This window comes from Herbaspirillum camelliae, from assembly GCF_001929405.1.
GTDB lineage: Bacteria > Pseudomonadota > Gammaproteobacteria > Burkholderiales > Burkholderiaceae_D > Herbaspirillum > Herbaspirillum seropedicae.
The window spans coordinates 2,647,501-2,671,735 of the sequence record NZ_KV880769.1 but is presented as its reverse complement, the minus strand read 5'-3'; the positions used below and the strand labels follow the sequence as shown (position 1 = coordinate 2,671,735).

The 24,235-nt window shown below is 66.0% G+C and carries 19 protein-coding genes; 9 read left to right on the top strand and 10 right to left on the bottom strand.

Annotated elements, in window-relative coordinates; all coding sequences use genetic code 11:
• Positions 1 to 309: 309 nt before the first annotated feature.
• Entirely contained in the window at positions 310 to 1,857 is a 1,548-nt protein-coding gene (locus BGK68_RS11820; RefSeq protein WP_075257263.1) for a methyl-accepting chemotaxis protein, read from the top strand.
• A gap of 123 nt (positions 1,858 to 1,980) precedes the next feature.
• Positions 1,981 to 3,111, top strand: a complete 1,131-nt coding sequence (locus BGK68_RS11815) for a DSD1 family PLP-dependent enzyme (RefSeq protein ID WP_075257262.1) — start codon at positions 1,981 to 1,983, stop codon at positions 3,109 to 3,111.
• On the opposite strand, the gene BGK68_RS11810 is transcribed toward BGK68_RS11815, so the two are convergent.
• The 3 genes from BGK68_RS11810 to BGK68_RS11800 are packed head-to-tail and all read right to left on the bottom strand — an operon-like array spanning position 3,098 to position 6,241.
• Positions 3,098 to 4,309: a M20 aminoacylase family protein gene (locus BGK68_RS11810; protein ID WP_075257261.1), complete on the bottom strand. Its 1,212-nt coding sequence runs from the start codon at positions 4,307 to 4,309 to the stop codon at positions 3,098 to 3,100. The two genes, BGK68_RS11815 and BGK68_RS11810, sit on opposite strands and share 14 nt — an antisense overlap.
• Positions 4,310 to 4,346: 37 nt before the next feature.
• The gene (locus tag BGK68_RS11805; RefSeq protein ID WP_075257260.1) at positions 4,347 to 5,807 is read right to left on the bottom strand and encodes an aldehyde dehydrogenase family protein; all 1,461 of its coding nucleotides are present in this window, start codon (positions 5,805 to 5,807) and stop codon (positions 4,347 to 4,349) included.
• A gap of 56 nt (positions 5,808 to 5,863) precedes the next feature.
• A complete protein-coding gene (locus BGK68_RS11800) occupies positions 5,864 to 6,241 on the bottom strand; it encodes a RidA family protein (RefSeq protein ID WP_324617605.1) in 378 nt (125 codons plus the stop codon).
• 161 nt (positions 6,242 to 6,402) lie between these two features.
• Here BGK68_RS11800 and BGK68_RS11795 point away from each other — a divergent pair, with 161 nt between their 5' ends.
• Entirely contained in the window at positions 6,403 to 7,347 is a 945-nt protein-coding gene (locus BGK68_RS11795) for a LysR family transcriptional regulator (RefSeq protein ID WP_075257258.1), read from the top strand.
• 6 nt (positions 7,348 to 7,353) lie between these two features.
• Here the strand turns inward: BGK68_RS11795 and BGK68_RS11790 are convergent, their stop codons facing one another.
• The 7 genes from BGK68_RS11790 to BGK68_RS11760 all read right to left on the bottom strand — a co-directional run bounded on the left by BGK68_RS11790 (position 7,354) and on the right by BGK68_RS11760 (position 16,076).
• Positions 7,354 to 8,679 (bottom strand): NAD(P)/FAD-dependent oxidoreductase, encoded by a 1,326-nt coding sequence (locus BGK68_RS11790; protein WP_075257257.1) that lies wholly within the window; start codon positions 8,677 to 8,679, stop codon positions 7,354 to 7,356.
• Position 8,680: 1 nt separating this feature from the next.
• Positions 8,681 to 9,415, bottom strand: coding sequence for a cupin domain-containing protein (locus tag BGK68_RS11785; protein WP_075257256.1), 735 nt, complete (start codon positions 9,413 to 9,415; stop codon positions 8,681 to 8,683).
• 241 nt (positions 9,416 to 9,656) lie between these two features.
• Positions 9,657 to 11,588, bottom strand: a complete 1,932-nt coding sequence (locus BGK68_RS11780) for an ABC transporter ATP-binding protein (RefSeq protein WP_083657786.1) — start codon at positions 11,586 to 11,588, stop codon at positions 9,657 to 9,659.
• Between the two features lie 4 nt (positions 11,589 to 11,592).
• Positions 11,593 to 12,474, bottom strand: coding sequence for an ABC transporter permease (locus tag BGK68_RS11775; protein WP_075257255.1), 882 nt, complete (start codon positions 12,472 to 12,474; stop codon positions 11,593 to 11,595).
• Entirely contained in the window at positions 12,471 to 13,427 is a 957-nt protein-coding gene (locus BGK68_RS11770) for an ABC transporter permease (protein ID WP_075257254.1), read from the bottom strand. The genes BGK68_RS11775 and BGK68_RS11770 overlap by 4 nt, the downstream gene beginning before the upstream one ends.
• A gap of 215 nt (positions 13,428 to 13,642) precedes the next feature.
• A complete protein-coding gene (locus BGK68_RS11765; RefSeq protein ID WP_075257253.1) occupies positions 13,643 to 15,265 on the bottom strand; it encodes an ABC transporter substrate-binding protein in 1,623 nt (540 codons plus the stop codon).
• 142 nt (positions 15,266 to 15,407) lie between these two features.
• A complete protein-coding gene (locus BGK68_RS11760) occupies positions 15,408 to 16,076 on the bottom strand; it encodes a haloacid dehalogenase type II (protein ID WP_075257252.1) in 669 nt (222 codons plus the stop codon).
• A 640-nt stretch (positions 16,077 to 16,716) separates the two neighbouring features.
• On the opposite strand from BGK68_RS11760, the gene BGK68_RS11755 reads away from it, so the two are divergent.
• The 6 genes from BGK68_RS11755 to BGK68_RS11730 all read left to right on the top strand — a co-directional run bounded on the left by BGK68_RS11755 (position 16,717) and on the right by BGK68_RS11730 (position 24,122).
• Positions 16,717 to 17,604 (top strand): GNAT family N-acetyltransferase, encoded by an 888-nt coding sequence (locus BGK68_RS11755; protein WP_075257251.1) that lies wholly within the window; start codon positions 16,717 to 16,719, stop codon positions 17,602 to 17,604.
• A 19-nt stretch (positions 17,605 to 17,623) separates the two neighbouring features.
• Complete coding sequence (locus tag BGK68_RS11750; RefSeq protein WP_075259799.1) at positions 17,624 to 18,550, top strand: 2-hydroxyacid dehydrogenase; 927 nt, start codon at positions 17,624 to 17,626, stop codon at positions 18,548 to 18,550.
• Positions 18,551 to 18,765: 215 nt separating this feature from the next.
• Entirely contained in the window at positions 18,766 to 20,058 is a 1,293-nt protein-coding gene (locus BGK68_RS11745) for an NAD(P)/FAD-dependent oxidoreductase (protein ID WP_075257250.1), read from the top strand.
• Between the two features lie 75 nt (positions 20,059 to 20,133).
• Positions 20,134 to 21,615: an NAD-dependent succinate-semialdehyde dehydrogenase gene (locus BGK68_RS11740; RefSeq protein ID WP_075259798.1), complete on the top strand. Its 1,482-nt coding sequence runs from the start codon at positions 20,134 to 20,136 to the stop codon at positions 21,613 to 21,615.
• A gap of 49 nt (positions 21,616 to 21,664) precedes the next feature.
• A complete protein-coding gene (locus BGK68_RS11735; RefSeq protein ID WP_075257249.1) occupies positions 21,665 to 22,567 on the top strand; it encodes a GNAT family N-acetyltransferase in 903 nt (300 codons plus the stop codon).
• Positions 22,568 to 22,745: 178 nt separating this feature from the next.
• Positions 22,746 to 24,122 carry an aspartate aminotransferase family protein gene (locus tag BGK68_RS11730; protein WP_075257248.1) on the top strand — a complete coding sequence of 459 codons (1,377 nt, stop codon included), beginning with the start codon at positions 22,746 to 22,748 and terminating at the stop codon, positions 24,120 to 24,122.
• Positions 24,123 to 24,235 lie beyond the last annotated feature (113 nt).

The following is a 24,235-nucleotide window of genomic DNA, read 5'->3' as shown; positions in this document are numbered from 1 at the left end:
TTTCATTGGATGGAATGCTTGCCGCTGGTTAATATCAAGCCCGATCCAGCCATGCGACCATCGACAAGCAAGCGCCAGGGGCAGTGGGAGGCCCGCCGCAAATCACACAGAGACAGGATGGGCAGGCAGGCCGACGCTTCGTGACGGCATGACAGCATGACATCACCGGCACTCTGATTGCGCCATCGCGCCCCGCCGCCACCCCGGCCGGATGCTCCCTGTACACGCCCGGACGCCAACCGGGCGGCCCCGCTTCGATGACGTCGGCTGGACCGATACCGACAACGATAAATCGAATGCGAGGATGACATGATCTGGTTCTACAACCTCAACATCGCCAAGAAACTGGCCTTGTCCTTTGCCGTGGTGATCGCGCTGACCCTGTTGCAGGGCCTGTTCGCCATCAAGGAACTCAAGCAGGTCAACAAGGCCTCCGGCGAGATTGTCAGCAAGTGGATGCCGACCATGGACGCAGCCCGCGAGCTGCAAGGCTCGCTGCCGCCGCTGCGCCTGAACGAACTGGAACTGGTCACCGCCGTCACGCCCCAGGAGCGCGCCGCCGCCAACAAGGCGATCAAGGACCGGCTCGATGCCCTGACCCGGCAGCGCGCCATCTTCGAACAGCGCATGTCGGAGCCGCAGGAAAAGGAACAGTACGCGCAATTCCTCAAGAACCTGACGGCCTACGCCAAGGTCGACGAGCAACTGGCCGAGATGGCGGCCAACCAGCAATACGATGAGACCCGCGCCCTCTTCAACGGCGAATCGGCCAAGCTCTATCGCAGCATGGTCGGCAACCTCGATGCGATCGTCAAGATCAACACCAGCGGCAGCGCCCAGGCCGATGAAGAGGCCTCGACCGTGTTTCGCGGGGCGCAGCGCTGGATCGTCGGCCTGCTGGCGGCCACGGTGCTGATTGCTTCGCTGCTGGCCTTCCTGGTGGCCACCAATGTCTCGCGTCCGCTCAAGGAGGCCGTGCAGATCGCCCAGCGCGTGGCGCGCGGCGACCTGACGCTGCGCATCCGCCCAGCCGGGCGCGACGAAACCGGCGCCCTCATGGAAGCCCTGCGCGCCATGAACGAAAGCCTGCGCGACATCGTCAGCGAAGTGCGCCAGGGCACCGAGACCATCAGCACCGCCTCGCACGAGATCGCGCGCGGCAACCTGGACCTGTCCAACCGCACGGAACAACAGGCCGGTTCGCTCGAAGAAACCGCCTCGGCCATGGAAGAACTGACCTCCACCGTGACCCAGAACGCCGACAACGCCCGCCAGGCCAACCAGCTGGCCGCCACCGCCTCGGAGATTGCCAGCCAGGGCGGCGAGGTCGTGGGCCAGGTGGTGCAGACCATGGAAGGCATCACCGAGAGTTCGCGCCGCATCGCCGACATCATCAGCGTGATCGACGGCATCGCCTTCCAGACCAATATCCTGGCCCTGAACGCCGCCGTGGAAGCGGCCCGCGCGGGTGAGCAGGGACGCGGCTTTGCCGTGGTGGCGTCCGAAGTGCGCTCGCTGGCCCAGCGCTCGGCCGGCGCAGCCAAGGAAATCAAGGAACTCATCGACGATTCGGTGCAGAAGGTCAGCGCCGGTAGCGCCCTGGTGGAGCGCGCCGGCAGCACCATGACCGAAGTGGTGGCCAGCGTGCGGCGCGTCACCGATGTAGTCGCCGAAATCAGCGCCGCCACCCAGGAACAGAGCGGCGGCATCAACGAAGTCAACCTGGCCATCACCCAGATGGACGAGACCACCCAGCAGAACGCCGCCCTGGTGGAACAGGCCGCCGCAGCAGCGGATTCGCTCAAGGGCCAGGCCAGCAACCTGGCGGCGGTGGTAGGCAAGTTCAAGCTGGATTGAACTTGCCCAAGCATTCGCAGTGTTAAACCACGCTTAATGCTGGATTCATCCAGCATTAAGCACCTCTTGACGCCGATCTCCTATAGTCATTGCTCCCTACCGCGCAATCTTCAGGAGTCCACCATGAACCTGGCGTCACTGCCCACCCCCGCCGCCCTGATCGACGTCGCCCGCATGGAACGCAACATCGCCCGCATGCAGCAGCGCATGGATGTGCTGGGCGTGCGTTTTCGTCCGCACGTCAAGACCACCAAATGCAATGAGGTGGTGCAGGCACAATTGCAGGCCGGCGCCAGCGGCATCACGGTCTCCACCCTGAAGGAAGCCGAACAGTTCTTTGCCGCCGGCATCACCGACATCGTCTACGCCGTCGGCATGGCCCCCACCAAACTGGCCCAGGCGCTGGCGCTGCGCCGCCAGGGCTGCGAGCTCAAGATCGTGGCCGACAGCGTGGTCTGCGCCCAAGCCATCGTGGCCTTCGGCCAGGCGCAAGAGGAATGCTTCGAGGTCTGGATTGAAATCGATGTGGATGGCCACCGCTCCGGCATCGCCCCCGAAGACGCCACCCTGCTGGCCGTCGGCAACGTACTCCACGCGGGCGGCATGCGCATCGGCGGCGTGATCGCCCATGCTGGCTCCAGCTATGACTACGACAACGACGCCGCCCTCATCGCCGTGGCCGAACAGGAACGCGCCGGTTGCGTGCGCGCCGCCGAACGCCTGCGCGAATCCGGTCTGCCCTGCGACGTGGTCAGCATCGGCTCCACCCCGACCGCCCTGCGCGCCGAACACCTGCAGGGCGTGACCGAAGTGCGCGCCGGTGTCTATGCCATGTTCGACCTGGTGATGCACAACGTGGGCGTCAATACCATGGACGAGATCGCCCTGAGCGTACTGACCACCGTGATCGGCCATCAGCCCGAGAAAGGCTGGGCCATTGTCGATGCAGGCTGGATGGCCATGAGCCGCGACCGTGGCACGCAGGGACGCAAGCACGACTTCGGCTATGGCCAGGTCTGCACGGAAGACGGCAAGGTGCTGGAGGGCTACCTCATGAGCGGCGCCAACCAGGAACACGGCATCCTCTCGCGCCAGGGAACGCCCGACGCGCAGATCGCAGAGCACCTGTCCATCGGCACGCGCCTGCGCATCCTGCCCAATCACGCCTGTGCCACCGGTGCGCAGTACCAAGAATATCAGGCCATCGGCGCGGACGGCAGCGTGGCAATCTGGCCGCGTTTCAACGGCTGGTAAGCGTCCCGCCCTTGAGCCCGCTGCCAAACCAGGACTGCGCCAGCGCCACCCAGTAACGTACGCCTTCTTCGATGATGTCGTCGTTGAAGTCGTAGTGCGGGTGGTGCAGCGAGTGCGAGGCGCGGTCCTGCGGCGCATTGCCGATCAGGACATAGGTGCCGGGCCGCTCCTCCAGCATGAAACCGAAATCCTCGGAGGTCATGTTGGCCGGGATGCCGGTGCGGATGCGTTCATCGCCGAAGGTATGGCGAATCACGCGTTCGCAGAAGTCGGTCTCGGCCGGCGTGTTGATGGTGGCCGGATAGTACTGGAAGAATTCCACTTCGACCTTGGCCCCATAGGCTTCGGCCAGCGCATGGCACATGCGGCGGATGTCCTCCTGCAGCTGTTGCTGCAAGGTGGACGACAGCGTGCGGATGGTGCCGCGCAATTCGGCGCGGTCCGGAATGACGTTGTCGGTATCGCCCGCATGGAACATGCAAACCGAAATGACCGCCGGATCGACCGGGTCCTTGTGGCGCGCGGCAATGGTCTGGCACTGCAGGACCATGGAACAGGCCAGCGGGATCGGGTCCAGCCCCAGGTGCGGCTGGGCCGCGTGGGCGCCCTTGCCGGTGATGCTGATCTTCAGGCGCGAACCCGCCGCCATGATGGGGCCGGTGCGCAAGCCGAACTGCCCGGCCGGCAAGCCCGGCCAGTTGTGCATGCCGAACACGGCTTCGGTGGGAAACTGTTCGAAGAGCCCCTCGTCGATCATCTTGCGCGCCCCCGCCCCACCCTCTTCACCCGGCTGGAACACGAAATGGACGCTGCCCGGCAGCATCGGCCCCTGCTTGAGCAGGCGCGCCGCGCCCAGCAGCATGACGGTGTGGCCGTCATGACCGCAGGCGTGCATGACGCCGTGCGTGCAGGAGGCATGGGCGAAATCGTTGGCCTCGACGATGGGCAAGGCATCCAGGTCGGCGCGCAGCACGATGCCGCGTTGCGGGTCGGCGCCCGCCAGGCTGGCCACCACGCCGGTGCCGCCCAGACCGCGTGTGACGGTGTAGCCCAGGGATTGCAGTTCCCGCACCACCACGTCGGCCGTCCGATGTTCTTCGAAGCGCAACTCGGGATGCGCATGCAGGTCGCGGCGCAGGCCGGCCCAGTGGGCGCGGTGCTGGTGCAGGGTATCGTTCGGATGTCCAGTGTGTTCCATGATGCGGATGATGATGATTTGCCAGCGCTGTGCGCAGTCAGGCGTAATAGCCCAGGATAGCTTTGACTTCCAGGTATTCTTCCATCCCTTCCACGCCATACTCGCGTCCGTTGCCGGATTGCTTGTAGCCGCCGAAGGGGGCTTGCGGGTCCCAGGCCGGATAGTTCAGGTGGACCTGGCCGGACTGGATGCGCGCCGCTACCGCTCGCACCTGGTCCTTGTCGCTGCCCTGCACGTGCGCGCCCAGGCCATAGACGGTGTCGTTGGCGATGGCAATGGCTTCTTCCACCGTGTCATAGGGCAGGATGGCCAGCACCGGTCCGAAGATCTCTTCCTGGGCGATCACCATGTCGGTGTGCACCTCGGAGAAGATCGTGGGCCGCGCATAGTAGCCCTGCGCCAGGCCGTCCGGACGTCCGGGACCGCCGGCCAGCAGGCGCGCGCCGTCCTGCATCCCCGCCTCGATCATCTGCTGCACCCGCAGGAATTGCGCACGATTGGCCAGCGGGCCGTGGGTGGTGGCCGCATCGTTCGGGTCCCCCACCTTCATCTGCGCCAGCGCCGCCAGCGCCAGTTCATGCACGCGATCCAGCGCCGCACGCGGCACGATCAGGCGCGTGGGCGCGCTGCAGGACTGGCCCATGTTGCGCAAGGCTGCCGCCACCCCGGGCGGGATGGCGCGTTCGAGATCGGCATCGGGCAGCACCAGGTTGGGCGACTTGCCGCCCAGCTCCTGCGCCACGCGCTTGACGGTGACGGCGGCCGCCTGTGTCACCAGCACGCCGGCGCGGGTGGAACCGGTGATGGAAATCATGTCCACCTGCGGGTGCGAGGACATGGCTGCCCCCACTTCAGCGCCACTGCCATTGACCAGATTGAAGACCCCGGCAGGAATGCCGGCCTCATGGACGATCTCGGCAAAGAGCAGCGCCGACAGCGGCGAGAGCTCGCTCGGCTTCAACACCACGGTGCAACCGGCCGCCAGCGCCGGGCCGACCTTGGCGGTGATCTGGTAGATGGGCCAGTTCCAGGGCGTGATGAGCGCGCACACGCCGATCGGTTCGCGCACGATGGCGGTGGTGCCGCGCGGACGGATGAAGGGGTAGTCGGCCAGATTGTCGCGCGCCACCCGCAGGTGTTCGGCGGCCAGTGGCACGTGGGCCGTGCGCGCGTAGCTGATGGGTGCGCCCATCTCCAGCGTCAGCGCCTGGGCGAACAGTTCGCTGCGCTCCACCAGCAGCGCATGCACACGGCCCAACAGCGCGGCGCGTTCCAGCGGCGAGGTCGCAGCCCAGGCCGGAAACGCCCGGCGCGCCGCCTGCACCGCCTGATCCACATCGGCGGCATTGCCCAGTGCAATCTCGCAGACACCTTCCTCCGTGGCGGGCGAGACCACGGCGGCGCGTCCGTCGCCTTGCGGACGCTGCCACCGGCCATCGATGTAGAAGTGATCCAGGCGGGCGTTGCGCATCAAATGCGTCAGAGGGGAACTGGTCATGTCGGGGTGTCCTTGAGTGTCCTGGTGTCGTAGGGTGTCTCGCGTGCCGCGAAGTGTCACAGCAGTGCCGTGGCCTCGACCTCGACCAGCAGGCCGAAGTGCAGCGCCGGCACCGGCACCACCGCGCGCGCCGGGCGGGCATTGCCAGCCCAGCGGGCATAGAGGTCGTTGAAGGCCGGCCAGTACGCCACATCGGCCAGGTACACGCGCACCTGCAAGAGCTTGTCGATCTCGCTGCCAGCGCCGGCCAGCGCAGCCTCGACATTGGCCAGCACTTGCCGGGCCTGCACGTCGAAAGCGGCATCGGTGAGCTTGCGTCCCTCCGCATCGATGGGCAGCTGGCCCGAGATGAAGACCATGCCGTTGCCGATGGCGACGTGACTGTAGTGGCCGCCCGGCGTGGCCAGGCCGGCGGGGTTGAGGGTCAGGGGCATTGCCGTGGCTTCAGGGTTGTGAGAGTCGGAATTCATGATGAGAGCACTGAGGAGCAAGGAAGGTCGGCCAGGATAGCTGACGCAATTCCGCAGATGAACTGTAGCCAAGATAGCGTCAGCGATGTTTAATGTTCGTTCAATCCACCATTAAGAGGTCTTTAATGCTGCAACTCGATGACATGCAACTGCTACGCGCACTGGGTTCGTCCGCCTCGCTGGCCGGCGCGGCCCGCCTGCTCGACCTGACGCCGCCGGCCGTGACGGTGCGCCTGCAGCGCATCGAAGAGCGCATCGGCGTGCGCCTGGCCAATCGTGCTGCGCGCGGTTTCGCGCTCACCGATGAGGGCCAGCGCCTGGTCCAGGAAGCCACCGACATCCTCGAACGCATCGAGGCCATCACCGCCAGCGTCTCGCGCGAATCGGACCGCGGCGAGCACGCCAGCCTGGCCAATGTCAGCGGTTCGCTGCGGGTGGTGGCGCCCTTCGGCTTCGGCCGCCGCTACGTCGCCCCGCTGCTGCGCGACCTGCACCGCAACCATCCGCGCCTGACGATCTCGCTGCTGCTGGCCGAGAGTCCACTGGCCGCCGCCAGCGGAGCTGACGCCATCATTTCCATCGGACGCGTCAGGGGTTCGTCCTGGGTCGGTCACTTCCTCGCGCCCAATGAGCGTTTCCTGTGCGCCAGTCCGGCACTGGCGCGGCGCATGAACCGCGCCCGCCACCCTTCCGACCTGGCCGACTATCCCTACCTGAGCCTGCGCGAGAATGACGACGACCTCAGCCGCCTGCGCTTCACACCCGTCGACAGCGCCGGCCGCCGCACTGGCAAGGCGCTGACCGTCAAGCTCAACGGCGCGCTCTCCTCCAACGACGGCACCATCACGCGCGACTGGGCGCTGGATGGCGAAGGCTTCGTGGCGCGCTCCGAATGGGATTGCGCCTACCTGCTGGCCGATGGCGGCCTCAAGCGCGTGCTGCCCGGCTGGCAGCTCGATCCCGCGCCCATCATGGCCCTGCTGCCTGGCCGCCAGGGCCTGACACTGCGCCAGCGCGTCTTCCTCGAGGCCGCCAAGCGGGCCTTCCAGCCTATCCCCTGGCGGCGTTGACCCGCTTCAGAAATCGGCCACCTTGCCCCAGGACGAATCGTTGAAGCGATTCGGGTGATAAGGCCGTGGATCGACGATGGGCGCAGCGCCGCTGGCCAGGTCGGCGATCAGGTGACCGGCCCCCGGCCCGATGCCGAAGCCGTGACCGGAGAAACCGGCGGCCAGGATCAGGCCCGGCGTCTGCGGCAGCTCACCGATGCCCGGTACGCCATCGGGCGTGCTGTCCACATAACCGGCCCACGTATGCGTGACCTTGGCCTGCGCCAGCTGCGGCAGCAGCTCGACCGCACGGCGATGGGTGGCGCGTATCGATGCCGGATCGGCCGAGGCGTCCAGGATGCGCATGCGTTCCATCGGCGTGGGCGCATCCATGCGCCAGCGCGACAGCGTCTCGTGGCCGCTGCGCCAGGCTTCCAGCCCGCCCGGCGACAGGCTGCGCCAGCGCTTGGCGAACATCGGCAGGAACTGCGGCGAAAAGCGCAGGAACTGCATGGTCGGATCGACCCGGGCGCGGCCACTGATGGCCAGTGCATAGGAACCGTCGCTGCGGCGCGTAACGGCCACACCGGAGGTGTACAGCGCGCCCGGCAAGGGCGCTTCCATGGGCGCCACGCTCATGATGGATTGCCGCACCGAGGCCTGCGGGAAGCGGATGCCCAGTTGATGACAGAAGGACGAGGCCCAGGCGCCGCCGGCCATCACGGCAACCTTGGTCTTGATGACGCCGGCTTCGGTGATGACGCCCGAGACACGGCCGCCTTCGGTTTCGATGCCGCGTGCGGCGCATTGCTGGATCACGTGGCCGCCCAGCTTCATGACCGCGCGCGCCACGGCGGGGGCGGCCTTGACCGGATCGGCGGTGCCGTCGGTGGGCGAGAAGACGCCGCCCTTCCAGGCGCGCGCGGTGGCGTGGCCGCGTTCGGCGGCCTCTTTGGCGTCGAGCATGTAGGTGGTCACCCCGGCGGTCTTGGCGAAGTCGCCCCAGGCGGCCCAGCGGGCGATCTCTTCCTCGTCGTTGGACAGATAGAGCAGGCCGCAGCGGTTGAAGCCGGTGTCTTCGCCGGTCTCGGCGGAGAACTGTTCCCACAGGTCGATGCTCTTGGTGGCCATCGGCAGTTCACGCGCATCGCGGTTCTGCTGGCGGCACCAGCCCCAGTTGCGGCTGGATTGTTCGGCGCCGATGCGGCCCTTCTCCACCACGGCCACCGAGATGCCGCGCTTGGCCAGGAAGTAGGCGGTGAAGATGCCGATGATGCCGCCGCCGATGACGACCACATCGGCCGACGTCGGAGGAATGGTAGGACTCTGGACCTGGACGAGCGGAGGCGACATCTTACTTGCCTCCTTCGGCCGGCACGGTCTGCACCACGTAGAACTTGGCCACCCGCTCACTGCTCTCCCAGCCGACCGCCTCGCCCTTGGGCACAAACAGGGCATCGCCCTTTTCCACCGTGACCACGCTGCCATCGGTCTGGGCAAAGCGCACGCCGCCATCGAGGATGTGCATGAACTCGTTGACCGGATGGGCGCGCACGATGCGGTGGTAAGGGGTGGAATCCCAGGTGCCGATCTTGCAGCCGATGGAGCTTTCATCGACGACGTTGTCACTGCGGCACTGGGGCGCATCGCCCAGCAGGATTTCCTTGGGCAGCGCATTGAGCGAGGGCTTGAAGTCGGCCTCGGCCACCAGCGGGAACACACCCGGCTGCACCGGCTGCGGGCAGTCGGCGGCGCAGAACACTGCCAGGGTCGGCTGCGTGGCGGAGATGCGCACCGCCGCGCCCGTGGCGATCACCACGCCACTGTCGGGCTTGAGCACCAGGGGCGCTGCGCCTTCGGTTTCAACAAGCAGTTCGCCTTGCACCACGACCAGGGTTTCCTGGTGCGGGAAGCGGGCGATCTCGAGGGCGCCCTCGAAGCGCAGGCGGCCTGCACTCATGCCGCCGATGCCTTGCCAGGCGATCTCGCGCAAGGCTGCAAAGGGATCGGACTCACCCAGCGCGCCGGGACGGAATGCGGTGGATACGGGGTCGCCAGAGGCACGGTACAACACCAACGCTGCAGTCATTTTTTCTCCTGTTTCCTTGGGGTGGGAGGACGACGGAGTCAGTGCGATCTTCCTGGTCCCGTCCTGCCCGGATCTTTTCTTCGTGGTCCGGCCGCTGGCGGCCAGCACGCCATGCCTGACGATGCTAAGCCCCGCGTCCGACGCTGTGGTTAATACTCATGGAATCCGACATTAAATCCGGCTTAATGCTCCATTCCAGCTTCGTTCCTGCTTCGGCTGCCGTCACCCTGCAGCACCGTATTCAGATCGTCACACCCTCCACCGGCACCAGCGGCGTCTGCGACTGCTGCAGATCGGCATCCGAGCGATGGCAGAGGATCTCGCCGCCATGTTCCATGTTGCGGCGGCGCGGCGGCACCACGTTGCACACGCCATCGATGCGCTGCGCGCAACGCGGCAGGAAGGCGCAGATGTCCGGCGAGGGATCGATCGCACCGATGGGCGGCAGCTTGTGCTGCCCCGCCCCGGCCACCTGCTCCAGCCAGCCCTGCTGCATGGCCGGCACCGACGACAGCAGCAGATGCGAATACGGGTGATAGGGCGGCGCCATCATCGCTTCGCGCGGGCGGTTGGCCACCATGCGGCCGGCATAGAGCACCACGATGTCATCGCAGATGGCGCGCACCGTGCTGATATCGTGGCTGATGAACATGTAGGACACCTGCAGCTCGCGCCGCAGTTCAGCCAGCAACTCCAGGATAGCGGCGGCCACCACCGTATCCAGGGCCGAGGTCACCTCGTCGCACAGGATCAGGTCGGGCTTGGCCGCCAGTGCGCGGGCCAGGTTCACGCGCTGCTTCTGGCCGCCCGAGAGTTCGGCTGGCAGGCGGTCGATCACGCTGGCGGGCAGCTGGACCAGGTCCAGCAATTCAGCCGTGCGGCGGCGCATGGCATCGCCCTTCAAGCCGTGATAGAAGGACAGCGGACGGTTCAGGATGCGGCCAATGCTGTGGGACGGATTGAGCGCCGTATCGGCGTTCTGGAACACGATCTGCACGCGTCGGAACTGTTCGCGGGTGCGGCCTTCGAGCGTGGGCGAGAGAGTTTCGCCATCGAGCTGGATGCTGCCGCGCGCCGGCGCGATCATGCCGGCCACGGCGCGCGCCAGCGTGGTCTTGCCGGAACCGGATTCGCCGATGATGCCCACGGTGCTGCCGCGCTGGATGGTGAGATTGATGTCGTCCAGGATACGCACGCCCGGCAGGCCCAGCCGGTCCGGCGCGCCATAGCCGGCCACCAGGCCGCTGATGCGCAGCAGCGGTGCGCGGGCTTCGGCTGGCATGGTCTCGGGCAGGATCTCGCGCAGTTGCACCACACGTGCAGCCGGCGAAGCGGCGGCCAGCAGGCATTGGGTATAGCTGTCGGCGGGCGCGTGCAATACCTGGCTGGTCGAACCGGTTTCGCGCACCGCGCCATCGCGCAGCACGATGATGCGGTCGGCCATCTGCGCCACCACCGCCAGGTCGTGCGAGACATAGACGGCGGTGGTGCCGAGTTCCTTGACCACGTTCTTGAAGGCGCGCAGCACTTCGATCTGGGTGGTCACGTCCAGGGCCGTGGTGGGTTCGTCCAGGATCACCAGTTCCGGACCGGTCACCAGGGCCATGGCCGCCATCACGCGCTGCAACTGGCCGCCGGAGACCTGGTGCGGATAACGCTCACCAATCTTCTCGGGATTGGGCAGCGCCAGCGCGCGGAACAGCTCGACGGCCTTGCGCATGGCGCTGGCCTTGTCCATCACGCCGTGCTGCAGGGCGCTCTCGATGACCTGGTCCATCAGCGTGCGCGCCGGGTTGAAGGCCGCTGCCGCGCTCTGGGCGATATAGGCCACATGGTGACCGCGCATGGCCAGGAGCGCCTTTTCATCCATCTGGTCGATCTGGCGCTCGCCAATGCGCACCTGGCCGCCAGCGATGTGGCAGCCGGCGCGTGCATAGCCCAGCAGCGAGAGCGCAATGGTGGTCTTGCCGGAACCGGATTCGCCGATCAGGGCCAGCACCTCGCCGCGCGCGACGGTGAAGTTGACGTTCTTGACGATCTCGACCTGGCTGCCGTCGTCCTTGCGGGCATTCACGCGCAGCCCCTGCACCTCCACCAGTGGCCGCAATGCCGCACCGCCGCCTGCACCACCGGCGCCGCTTTCCTTGCCGAGGAAGATATCGAATTGCTTCACAGGCTTACTCCTTGGCAGCGCGCTTGCTGCGCAGGTTGTCGATCAAGAGGTTCACGCCGATGGTCAGCGAGGCAATGGCCAGGGCCGGCATGATCACCGCCAGCGCGCCCTCACCCAGGCCGGAAATGTTTTCCCGCACCAGCGAACCCCAGTCGGCGTCCGGCGGCTGCACGCCCAGCGAGAGGAAACTCAGGCCCGACAGCAGCAGTACCACGTAGACGAAGCGCAGGCCGAAATCGGCCAGCACCGGGCGGATCATGTTGGGCAGCATTTCCACCGTCATGATGTACCACACGCCCTCGCCGCGAGCGCGTGCGGCCTGCACGTATTCCATGGCCTGCACGTTGACCGCCAGCGAGCGCGCAATGCGGTAGGCGCCGGGCATGTAGGTGATGGCCGCGGTGAGCACCAGCAGCAGCATGGACGAACCGAAGGTGGCCACCATCATCAGCGCGAACATCTTGCTGGGAATGGAGATCAGGGCGTCCAGTGCGCGGCTGATGACGGCGTCGCGCCAGCCGCCCGAGAAGGCCGCGAAGAGCGCGATGGCCGTGCCCGTGGCGCTGGCCAGGACGGTGGCGGCCAGCGCCAGGCCGATGGTGGCGCGGGTGCCGAAGAGGATGCGGCTCAACATGTCGCGGCCCAGGTAGTCGCTGCCCAGCAGGAATTTGTGGCTCATGCCGGAGAACACGTCGGTGTCGACGATGGCCGTGGCGTCATAGGGCGAGATGCTGGGGCCGAGGATGGCCATGAGGATCCAGAAGCCGACGATGACCATGCCTATCCAGGCCATGGTCGAATGGCGGCGCACGCGCCTGGCCGGTGCGCTGGCTGGGCTTGCGGGAGTACCCGCCGGGCTGCCGGTGGAATCGTGGAGGGCTTTCATCGGGTCTTCAACCTTGGATTGGAAACAATGGCCAGCACATCGGCGGTGAGCACCAGCAGCAGATAGCCGGCGCAGAAGATCATGGAACAGGCTTGCACCAGCGGCATATCACGGGTGGTGACGGCATCGATCATCAGGGTGGCGATGCCGGGATAGTTGAAGATGCTCTCGACGATGATGACGCCGCCCAGCAGGTAGGACAGGCTCAGCGCCACTGCATTGGCAATCGGGCCGATGGCGTTGGGCAATGCATGGCGCAGCACGATGCGGGTGCGCTTGACACCCTTCAACAGCGCCATTTCGGCATACGACGAACGCAATTGATCGATCACGGCTGCGCGCGTCATGCGCGTCATCTGGGCCACGATCACGCAGCACAGGGTCAGCACCGGCATGGCATAGGCCTTGATGAAGGCGCCCAGGGTAGCGGCGTCACCCGCATGCGACAGCGCCGACAGCCAGCGCAGCTTGACCGCGAAGATCATCACGGCCACCGTCGCCACCAGGAATTCCGGCACCGACACCATCGACACTGCACTGACGTTGACGGCGCGGTCAAAGAAGGAGCCACGGTACATGGCCGAGAAGATGCCCAGGAACAGCGCCAGCGGCACCGACACCAGGGCCGTGACGGCGGCCAGCATGAGCGAGGCCGGCAAGCGTCCGCCTATCATCTGCGCCACCGGCACATTGTTGACCAGCGACATGCCGGGATTGCCCGAGAGCAGGTTGCCCAGCCAGTGGGCGTAGCGCAGCGGCGCCGGCAGGTCCAGCCCGTACTGCAGGCGCAGCGCGGCCACCGTCTCGGGCGTGGCGGCCTGGCCCAGGGCGGTCTGGGCGGCGTCGCCCGGCAGCAGGTTGGTGATGAAGAACACGCCGGCCGAGACCAGCAGCAGCGTCAGCACCGCCTGCAGCAGGCGGCGCGCGATCAGACGCAGAATCATTGCATTCATAGCTTTCCTCGGTAACAGACTACTGGGACTTGCGCTTGCACTGAACGACACGTCCGCATGTACATACACGATTGCCACCCTCTCATCCCGTTCGGACTGAGTAGCGGCATCGCCGCGTATCGAAGGCGCACCGACGTCGCGCCTTCGATACGGCCCTTTCGGGCCTACTCAGTACGAACGGTGAACGAATCGCAAAGGCAAGCCAATTCCCGCACTCACGCGTCCAGCCAGACGTACTCCGCACAGGTGTAGTTCATGAACGCCCCCAGCGGCACCGGATCGATCCCCTTGACCTTGGTGCTCATGCCTTCCAGGTTGATGATGAAGACCGGGATGCCCAGGCCGCACTTCTCGTGGATCATGGTCTGCAGGTCGGCGTACATGGCCTTACGCTTGGTGAAGTCGGTCTCGCCGCGCGCCGCCACCACCAGTTGGTCGAACTGCGGATTCTTCCAGCCCGACTCATTCCACTGCGCATCCGACTTGAAGAACTGGGTCAGCAGGATGTCGGCACTAGGACGCGGGTTGATGTTGCCAAAGCCGACCGGCACCTTCATCCACTGGTTGGACCAGTAACCGTCCGCCGGCACGCGCTTGACATCCAGCTTCAGGCCGATCTTGGCGGCGCTCTGCTGCATCAGCACGGCCATGTCCACCGAGCCGGTCGCGGCCACCGAGGCCACGATGGGGATGGTGCTGCCCAGCACGCCGGCCTTGCCCAGGTGGAACTTGGCCTTGTCCGGATCGTAGGGACGCTGCGGCAGGCCGGCGAAGTAGAAGCGGTTGGTGGGGTCGATGGGCTGGTCGTTGGCGATGACGGCGTAGCCACGGAAGGCAGCCATCTTGATCTGCTCGCGGTCCAGCAGGTACTTCATGCCCAGCGTGAAATCCATGCTGTTGCCGGGCGCCACGTCCTGGCGGATCACCAGGTCGGTGTACTGGCCCGACTTGGTTTCCATGACGGTGTATCCCGGCGTGTTCTTGACGCGGCCGGTGGAGCGGGAATTGACGTCGTTGATCCAGTGCACGTCGCCGGAGAGCAGTGCATTGACGCGCGCGGCTTCGTCGGGAATGCCGAACAGTTCCACCTCGTCCAGATAGGGCAGGCCCGGCTTCCAGTAATTCTCGTTGCGTACGCCAATGGTGCGCACGCCCGGGGTGAACTCCTTGAGCTTGAACGCGCCGGTGCCATTGGGCGTGCTGAAATTGGTGGTGCCGTCACGGATGATAAGGAATTGCGCGGTCGCCAGGATCACCGGCAAGTCAGCATTAGCGCTGGTGAGCTTGATCTGCACTTCGTTGGGGCCGGTGGCCTTGACCGATTCGAACTGGTCGGCCACGACCTTGACCTTGGAAGCGGTGGCCGGATCCTTGTGGCGCATGATCGAGTAGACCACGTCGGCCGGCGTGAGCGGCTTGCCATCGTGGAAGACCACGCCCTTTCTCAGCTTGACGGTCCAGGTGATGGCGTCGGTGGTCAGCATTTCCTCGGCCAGCACCATCTGCGGTGCGAGCTTGCTATCGAGCTTGGTCAGGCCGTTGTAGAACATGTGTACGCGGGTGTAGTCGGTGGAATGCGCGGTCTTGGCGGGGTCCAGGGTATCGGCGGTGGAACTGGTCTGGGTGGCGATGCGCATCTTGCCGCCGCGCTTGCCGGTCTGGGCCATGACGCTGCCGCTGGCCGTGAGCAGGCCCGTGCCGCCTACGGTCATGAGGCTGCCGGCCAGCAGGGTGCGCATCATGTCGCGGCGGGTGAAGCCGCCTTGGGCGTGTTCCGGTGTGTCGCCGGTGATGATGGAACCCTCTTGGGGGTGACGTCCGTTTTCCTGCTTGCTCATGAAATGCCTCACGATAAAAGTTCAACCACGAAGACCACCGGCTGCCCCGCCGCCTGTTGCTCGGGCATCACCTCCTTGCAAGCTTGATACCAGCAGGCAAGGAGGGACGGCGAGTGCTGACGGCAGCGACAGCCCCCTACACTTACAGACCGAGCACGCCCGGCAGGCCAGAGATATCCTTGATCTCGGTGTAGCCGTAGAAGGGTGTGGAAGGTTCATGGCCGCGCGCGACGAAGACCTTGTTCTTGATCCCCATGTCGGCGGCCGGCATGAGGTCGTAACGCAGGCTGGAGGAGACGTGCAGCACGTCTTCCGGATTGCAGTTCAGGTTGTCGAGCATGTATTCGAAGGCGCGCAGGCGCGGCTTGTAGGCCTGGGCCTGCTGGGCGGTGAAGACCTTGTGGAAGGGCGCGCCCAGCTGTTCGACGTTGTGCATGATCTGGCTGTCGTCGGCATTGGAGAAGATCACCAGCGGGAATTCCTTGGCCACCTTGGACAGGCCCGCTGGCACGTCGGCATGCGGCCCCCAGGTCGGCACGGCCTTGTAGAAGGCGCCGGTTTCCTCGTCGTTGGTCTGGATGCCCCAGCGTGCGCAGGTGCGGGTGATGGCGTTCTTGCAGACCTGCTCGTAGGGCTTCCACTGGTCCAGCACTTCATCGAGGCGGTAGGCGGCGAACTGGCGCAGGAAGAAGGGCATGTCTTCGGCAGAGATACGGTCGGCGTAGATCTTCTGTGCGGTTTCCGCCATCTGGAAACGGGTCAGGGTGCCGTAGCAATCGAAGGTAATGAACTTGGGCTTGAAAGTGCTCATGGAAAGTCGTCCTGTCAAAAAAAGGGGGCGCATCACCTGTCGGCCCTGCGCTGGATGCTGCTCGTTTGCGTGATTGCGGTTCAGTGCATGAGGAGGATTACAACATAGCGAAACTTGCGATTTATTCCTTTTTGACCGGGTCGCGAAACAGAAATATGTGTTTTGGACGGCCCAATCAGCATAGCTTGCCGAGCAGTGCAGCAATGCGATCCGGGTGCGCTGCTTTGGGGCGATTTCACCAACTTGGTGCGGATCGTATCCACCGGCAAGGCCCCATCGGTACAGGCCTGCGCCGCCTACGGGCACTGCGGACCAGCGTCTGCGGGCTGCTCCATGCTAATGCCGACGCCGCCCAATTTTGTGCCGAGAAGAGGGGGCAGATCGCCATAAGATTGCGAATTAACGCATGGGAAGACTGCCGTTCTGCGTCGCGCCGGGTGCATCATCGCTGGGGTAGCGCTGGGGTCGGTCTGTGTACCTGACCAGCGCAGCGCGTCGTGAAGGCGCAATGATCCAAACGTTTTATATCGTTTGATATCGTTTTATATGATTTACCGGCGGCAGGTCTTGGCTGCCGTTTGAGTTCATCGGCTTCATCGGCTTCATCGCCGTCATCATCGTATTGACAAGGACACGCTTCATGCATACCGAAAGCACCCTCATGGCCGGGCAGGCCGCCCAGACCACGCTGCGCCCCATGCGCCCCGAGGACCTGGCCAGCTGCCACGCCATGAGCCTTCATCTGCACTGGCCGCACCGCCTGGCGGACTGGCAGTTCCACCACCAGGTCAGCAGCAGCTGGGCGGTCGAGCTGGAACAGCCCGACGGCACGCGCAGCGTGGCCGGCAGCGGCATGCTCTGCCCGCTGGGCGAGGATTACGCCTCGCTGGGCCTGGTCATCATTGCCGATGCGCTGCAAGGCCGTGGCCTGGGCCGGGCCATGATGCAGCGCCTGCTGCAGGATGCCGGATCGCGCAACGTCATCCTCAACGCCACCGACGCCGGACGCCCGCTCTATGAAAAGCTGGGCTTCGCCGTCACCGATACCCTGAGCCAGCACCAGAGCACCTCTGCCCGCGCCCAGCCAGCGCTGGCCGCCGATGCCCGCATCCGCCCGCTGCGCAAGGAAGAAGCGCCGGCCTTCCTGGCGCTGGATCGCCAGGCCAGCGGCATGGACCGCAGCACGCTGCTGCAGCCGCTGCTGGCCACGGCCGACGTGGCCGTGCTGGAACAGGCCGGCCAGGTCAAGGGCGTGGCCATGCTGCGCGAATTCGGTCGGGGCCGCGTGATCGGGCCGGTGATCGCCAGCCAGGTGGAAGACGCCAAGGCGCTCATCGCGCATTGGGTCGATGCCTATCCCGGCGCCTATCTGCGCATCGACGTGCCGGGCCGCACTGGCCTCAAGCCCTGGCTGGAGGAGATCGGCCTCACCTGCGTGGACAACGTGGTCAGCATGTGCCGTGGCACACCGCCCTCGCCTGCCACGCCGTGGCGCACCTATTCCATGATCAACCAGGCGCTTGGCTGACCGCCGGCCCATCTCCACCATGACATTTCTCTACAAGGCCGACCCGGTGCGCGGGGCCGAATGGGCGCAACTGTTTGCGCAAAAGGCGCCCGAACTGCCCTTCCAGATCTGGCCGCATGAGGGCGACGGCGCCAGCGTGCGCTACCTGGCGGCATGGACGCCGCCGGACGATATCGCAGAGCGCTTCCCCAAGCTGGAAATCCTGTTCTCGGTGGGCGCCGGCATCGACCAGTTCGACATGTCCACCCTGCCGCCGGCGCTGCCGGTGGTGCGCATGACCGAACCGGGCATCGCCGCCGGCATGGTGCAGTACGTCACCCACGCGGTGCTGGGCCTGCATCGCGACAGCCGCATCTATGCGCGCCAGCAGCGCGATCAGGTCTGGCGGGCGCATCGCGTGCGACCGGCTTCGGCCTGCCGGGTTGGCGTGCTGGGACTGGGCATGCTGGGGCGGGCGGTGCTGCAGCAGCTGCACGGCCTGGGTTTTCCCTGCGCCGGCTGGAGCCGTTCGGTGCATCAGATCGACGGCATCGACTGCTACAGCGGCGGCGCGGGTCTGCGCGACTTCCTGGCGCGCACCGATGTGCTGGTCTGCCTGGTGCCGCTGACCGAGGATACGCGCGGCCTGCTGTGCCGCGACCTGTTTGCGCAGTTGCCGCGCGGGGCGGCGTTGATCAACGTCGGACGCGGCGGCCACCTGGTGGAAGACGACCTGCTGGCCGCCCTCAACGATGGCCAGCTCAGCGCCGCCGTGCTGGATGTGTGCGAGGTCGAACCCTTGCCGCCGGGGCACCCGTTCTGGACGCATCCGGACATCGTGCTCACGCCCCATATCGCCAGCATGACCCAGCCGGATGGCGCGGTCGATGCGGTGCTGGAGAACCTGCGCCGCCATCGGGAAGGCCTGCCCTTGCTGGGCCTGATCGACCGACAGCGCGGCTACTGATCCGCCTCCCCCTCTACCGCCCCGGAGATGCCGCATGGCAAACAAAATGCCGAACGCCCCCGCCACAACGGCATGCCATGCCGCTGGCGACGGGCAGTTCGCGTCACCGTTCTGGCCCATGCGTCCTATCCTTGATGACATGGCGAACTGCGTCAGGCGCTGCGCCGGCTCAGACGCCCGCGCCCTGCCCCATCCACTTGCCTGAAGCCCCGACCATGAAGCTGGAATCCTACTGGACCGATTCTGCCCCGCTCTACATTTCCCCCACGCGCGAACTGCCGGCGCAGGTCGACGTGGCCATCGTCGGCGGCGGTTTCACGGGCCTGTCGGCGGCGCTGGCGCTGGCCAAACGCGGGGCCTCGGTAGTCGTGCTGGAGGCCGGCCCGCATGTGGCCGCGGAAGCCTCGGGTCGCAACGGCGGCCACGTCAACAACGGCCTGGCGGTGGACTATGCCGAGCTCGCCGCCAAGGTCGGGGTGGAGCGCGCGCGCGCCTGGTATCACGCGTATGACGATGCGGTCGATACGGTGGCGCGGCTGGTCGCGGAAGAGCAGATCGACTGCGATTTCCTGCGCCACGGCAAGCTCAAGATGGCGACCAAACCCTATCAGATGGACGCCTTGCAGCGCAGCGCGGACCGGCTCATCGCCGATGGCGTGGACCTGGATGTGGAGATCCTCGACGCCCAGCGCGTGCAGGCCGAAGTCCAAAGCGAGCGCTTCCACGGCGGACTGCTCTACAAGCGCAGCGGCCAGATGCACATGGGTCGCTTCGCCTACGGCCTGGCCATGGCAGCCGAGCGCCAGGGCGCGGCCATCCATACCGGCACGGAGGTGCGACGCCTGGAACGCATCGGCCAGACCCACGGCCATCGCCTGCACACCACCCGCGGCGCGGTGCTGGCGCGGCAGGTGCTGCTGGCCACGGGGGCCAGCCGCCATGGCGCCTATGGCAGCTTCGGCTGGCTGCGTCGGCGCATCGTGCCCATCGGCAGCTTCATCGTGGTCACCGAACCGCTGGGCGCCGAGCGCGCGGTCGCGCTGCTGAAGCACCAGCGCACCTATACCACGGTGGCCAACATCCATCACTATTTCCGTATGACGCCGGACACCCGCCTGGTCTTCGGCGGACGCGCGCGCTTTGCCATTTCCAGTCCGCAGTCCGATGCGGCCAGCGGCGAGGTGCTGCGCCGCGGCCTGCACGAGACCTTCCCGCAACTGGGCCAGGTGCGCCTGGACTACTGCTGGGGCGGACTGGTGGACGTCACGCGCGACCGCCTGCCCCAGGCCGGCGAGCGCGACGGCCTGTATTACTCGATGGGCTATAGCGGCCATGGCACCCAGATGTCAGTGCACATGGGCCAGTGCATGGCCAAGGTGATGGCCGGCGACGCCCTGGCCAACCCCTGGTGCGAACGCGAGTGGCCGGCCATCCCCGGTCACTTCGGACCACCCTGGTTCCTACCGTTGATCGGCCTGTACTACCGGCTCAAGGACAAGCTGGCGTAATGACGTCCGACTTGCTGCATTAAATTTCCATGAATGTCTGTTGCTTGTTGCATTAACTTTTGCTGAATGCTCACCATGACCTCTCTCACACTGCAACGCCAGGACCTCATGCCCGGCGCCCAACTGATCGGCGCCGACTGGCGCGGCGCGGCCGATGGTCGCCAGCTCGACGTGAGCGACCCGGCCACCGGCCAGGTGTTCGCCACTGTGCCCGATGGCAACGCGGCCGATGCCCGCGCCGCCGTGGAGGCGGCCGTGGCGGCCTTCCCGGCCTGGCGCGCCACGCCGGCCAAGCAGCGCGCCGGCATCATCAAGCGCTGGAACGATCTGTTGCTGGCGCATCAGGAAGACCTGGGCCGCCTGATCTCGCGCGAGCAAGGCAAACCCCTGGCCGAAGCCAAGGGGGAAGTGGCCTATGCCGCCAGCTACGTGGAATGGTTTGGCGAAGAAGCCACGCGCGCCAATGGCGACATCATTCCCGCGCCCGTCCCGGGCCGCCGCATGATGGCCCTGAAGGAACCGGTCGGTGTGGTGGCCGCCATCACGCCATGGAATTTCCCGGCTGCGATGATCGCCCGCAAGATCGCTCCTGCCCTGGCCGCAGGCTGCACGGTGGTGTGCAAGCCGGCCGAGGATACGCCGCTGACGTCACTGGCGCTGATCCGCCTGGCGCAGGAAGCGGGCGTGCCCGCTGGCGTCATCAACATCGTCACCGCCTCGCGCGAGCGCACGCCCGAGGTGGTGGACGTATGGCTGGCCGATGGGCGGGTGCGCAAGATCAGCTTCACCGGATCGACCGCCGTGGGCAAGCACCTGGCGCGCCATTCGGCCGACACCCTCAAGAAGCTCTCACTGGAACTGGGCGGCAATGCGCCCTTCATCGTGTTTGACGATGCGGACGTGGACGCCGCCATCGATGGCGTGATGGCGGCCAAGTTCCGCAACGGCGGCCAGACCTGCGTGAGTCCCAACCGCATCTACGTACAGGAGAAGGTGTACGACGCCTTCGTGGACAAGCTGGGCGCGCGCGTGGCCGCCTTGAAGGTCGGCCCGGCCACCGATCCGGCCTCGCAGATCGGCCCCATGATCAATGCCCGCGCCATCGCCAAGATCGACCAGCACGTGCGCGACGCCATCGCACGCGGCGCGCGCGTGATCACTGGCGGCAAACGGCTGCAGGGTCCCGGTTTGGGCAGCGACAACTACTATGCGCCGACCGTGCTGGCCGACGTGACCGGCGCGATGCAATGCAGCTGCGAAGAGACCTTCGGCCCGGTCGCCCCGATCACCCGCTTCGCCACCGAAGAGGAAGTGATTGCCGCGGCCAATGCCACGCCCTTCGGCCTGGCGGCCTACTTCTACTCCACCGATGTGCGGCGCATCCATCGCGTCACTGATGCGCTGGAAAGCGGCATCGTGGGCGTGAACGAAGGCGCACTGGCGGCCGAAGCCGCGCCCTTTGGCGGCGTGAAGGAATCCGGCTATGGCCGCGAGGGCTCGGTACATGGCCTGGACGATTACCTGCATACCAAATACGTTTGCCAGGGCCAGCTCTAAGTGGTCCTGGCTGTCGCCGTCCCTTTCATTGAAACGAACAGGAGCTCCCATGCCCGCGCCGTCCACCCATGATCCCCAGACTGTCCGCGCGCCCTTGCCCGACCTGCTGTTGCGCCCCATGGAAGCGGATGACCTGGCTCACTGCCACCGGCTCTCGCTGCGCTTCAAGTGGCCGCACCGGCTGGAAGACTGGACTTTCCTGCTGCAGCGGGGACAAGGCTACCTGCTGGAGAACACGGACGCGGAGGCGCCGCTGCGCGTGGTCGGCAGCGTGGTCTGCACCCCCTATGGCGCACACCACGCGGTCATCGGCATGCTGCTGGTGCAGGCCGAATTGCAGCGACGCGGCCTGGGGCGGCGACTGATGCAGCAGGCCGCCAGCGCGGTCCAGGGGCACAGCCTGATCGTCAACGCCACGGCGGCCGGCATGCCGCTCTACAAGCAGCTGGGTTTCGTGCAGCAGGATGTGCTGCACCAGTTCCAGGGCAGCTCGGCGCAGCCGGTGCTGGTGTCGCTGCCGCCGGGCGAGCGCGTGCGGCCGATGGGCAAGAATGATGTGCCGCGGCTGCTGGCGCTGGATGCGCAAGCCACCGGCATGGATCGCGGCAAGCTCTTGCTGGCGCTGCTGGAGATGTCCGAAGGCGTGGCGCTGGACCGTGATGGCGAGATGCTGGGCTTTGCGCTGGTGCGCCGCTTCGGCCATGGCCGCGTGATCGGGCCGGTGGTCGCACCCGACGCCGAGCGCGCCAAGGGTCTGATCGCGCATTGGATCAATACCTATTCGGATTCCTTCATCCGCCTCGATGTCTTCGAATCGACCGGCCTGCCGTCCTGGCTGGACAAGCTGGGCCTGACCTGCGTGGACCATGTCACGCGCATGTGCAAGGGCGAGCCGCCGGTGCGCGACCCTGGCATGCAGCTGTTCTCCATCGTCAACCAGGCGCTGGGCTGAAGTGCGCGCACGCGACCGCAGAAAATGCCAAAGCCGCCCGCAAAACCCATGAAGATGCTTTTTCAGCCCTGCATCTCGCGCATCGCCTGCGAGGCCGGGGACCTAGCATAGAAGCCATGCCGGTTGTGCCGTTAGCCTGCACGGCCTTGTTCAACGCATCTTCAGCGAGCCCCTCTCTATGCAAACTTCCGCCCTGGCCGCGCTCGACCGCCGCCACCTGATCCATCCCGTCACCAGCCTGCGCGAACATGAAGAGCTGGGTCCCATCATCCTCAAGTCCGGCCAGGGCGCCTACCTGACCGATCACCAGGACAAGCAGTTGCTGGACGCCTTCTCGGGCCTGTGGTGCGTCAACACCGGCTATGGCCAGGAGAGCGTGATCCGCGCCGCCACCGAGCAGATGCAGCGCCTACCCTACGCCACCGGTTATTTCCACTTCGCCTCGGAACCGGCCATCCTGCTGGCTAAGAAGCTGGTGGACATCAGCCCGGCCTCGTTGCAGCACGTCTATTTCACCCTCGGCGGTTCGGATGCGGTGGATGCGGCCATCCGCTACATCACGCACTATCACCATTCCATCGGCAAGCCGGGCAAGCAGCATTTCATCTCGCTGCAGCGCGGCTATCACGGTTCGTCCTCGGTGGGTGCGGGCCTGACCGCACTGCCCAACTTCCATTACCACTTCAACCTGCCGCTGCCGACCCAGCATTACCTGCCTTCGCCTTATCCCTACCGCAGCGCGCTGCAGGGCGATGAAGCGATCATCGCGGCCTCGGTGCAATCGCTACGCGACAAGGTCGCCGAACTGGGTGCGGACAATGTGGCGGCCTTCTTCTGCGAACCGATCCAGGGATCCGGTGGCGTGGTGGTGCCACCCAAGGGCTGGCTGAAGGCCATGCAGCTGGCCTGCAACGAACTGGACATCCTCTTCGTGGTGGACGAGGTCATCACCGGCTTTGGCCGCACCGGCCCGATGTTTGCCTGCCTGGACGAAGATGTGCAGCCCGACCTGATGACCATGGCCAAGGGCTTGACCGCCGGCTATGCGCCGATGGGGGCGGTGATGATGTCAGACCGCGTCTACAACGGCATTGCCGATGGCGCGCCGATGAGCACCGTGGTCGGTCATGGCCAGACCTACTCGGCCCACCCGGTCAGCGCGGCGGTGGCGCTGGAGGTCCTGCGGCTCTATGAAGAAGGCGGTCTGCTCGACAATGGCCGTCGGCTGGAACCGGTCTTTGCCGGCGGCCTGCGCGCCCTGCTGACGCATCCGCTGGTGGGCGACGCCCGCAGCCGTGGCCTCCTGGGTGCGCTGGAGCTGGTGGCCGACAAGCAGACGAAAGCGCGCTTCGCGCCGGAACTGAAGCTGCATGATCGCATCTTCCAGGCGGCCTATCGTCATGGGCTGGTGTTCCGCGCCTTCGGCGACAACATCCTCGGTTTTGCGCCGGCGCTGTGCTACACGCAAGAGGACTTTGCGCTGATGTTTGCGCGCCTGAAGGCCATCCTCGATGAAGTGCTGGCCCAACCCGAGGTGCGCCAGGCCGTGCGCTGAATCGGCCAATGCGAGTATCGCCTCCATCCCGATGGGGAAATCGCGGCTGGAGGGGTTAAAATGCCCTGCAACCTCCTGCCGGCCTTGCCTGCGTGCCATACGCGGGCAAGGCC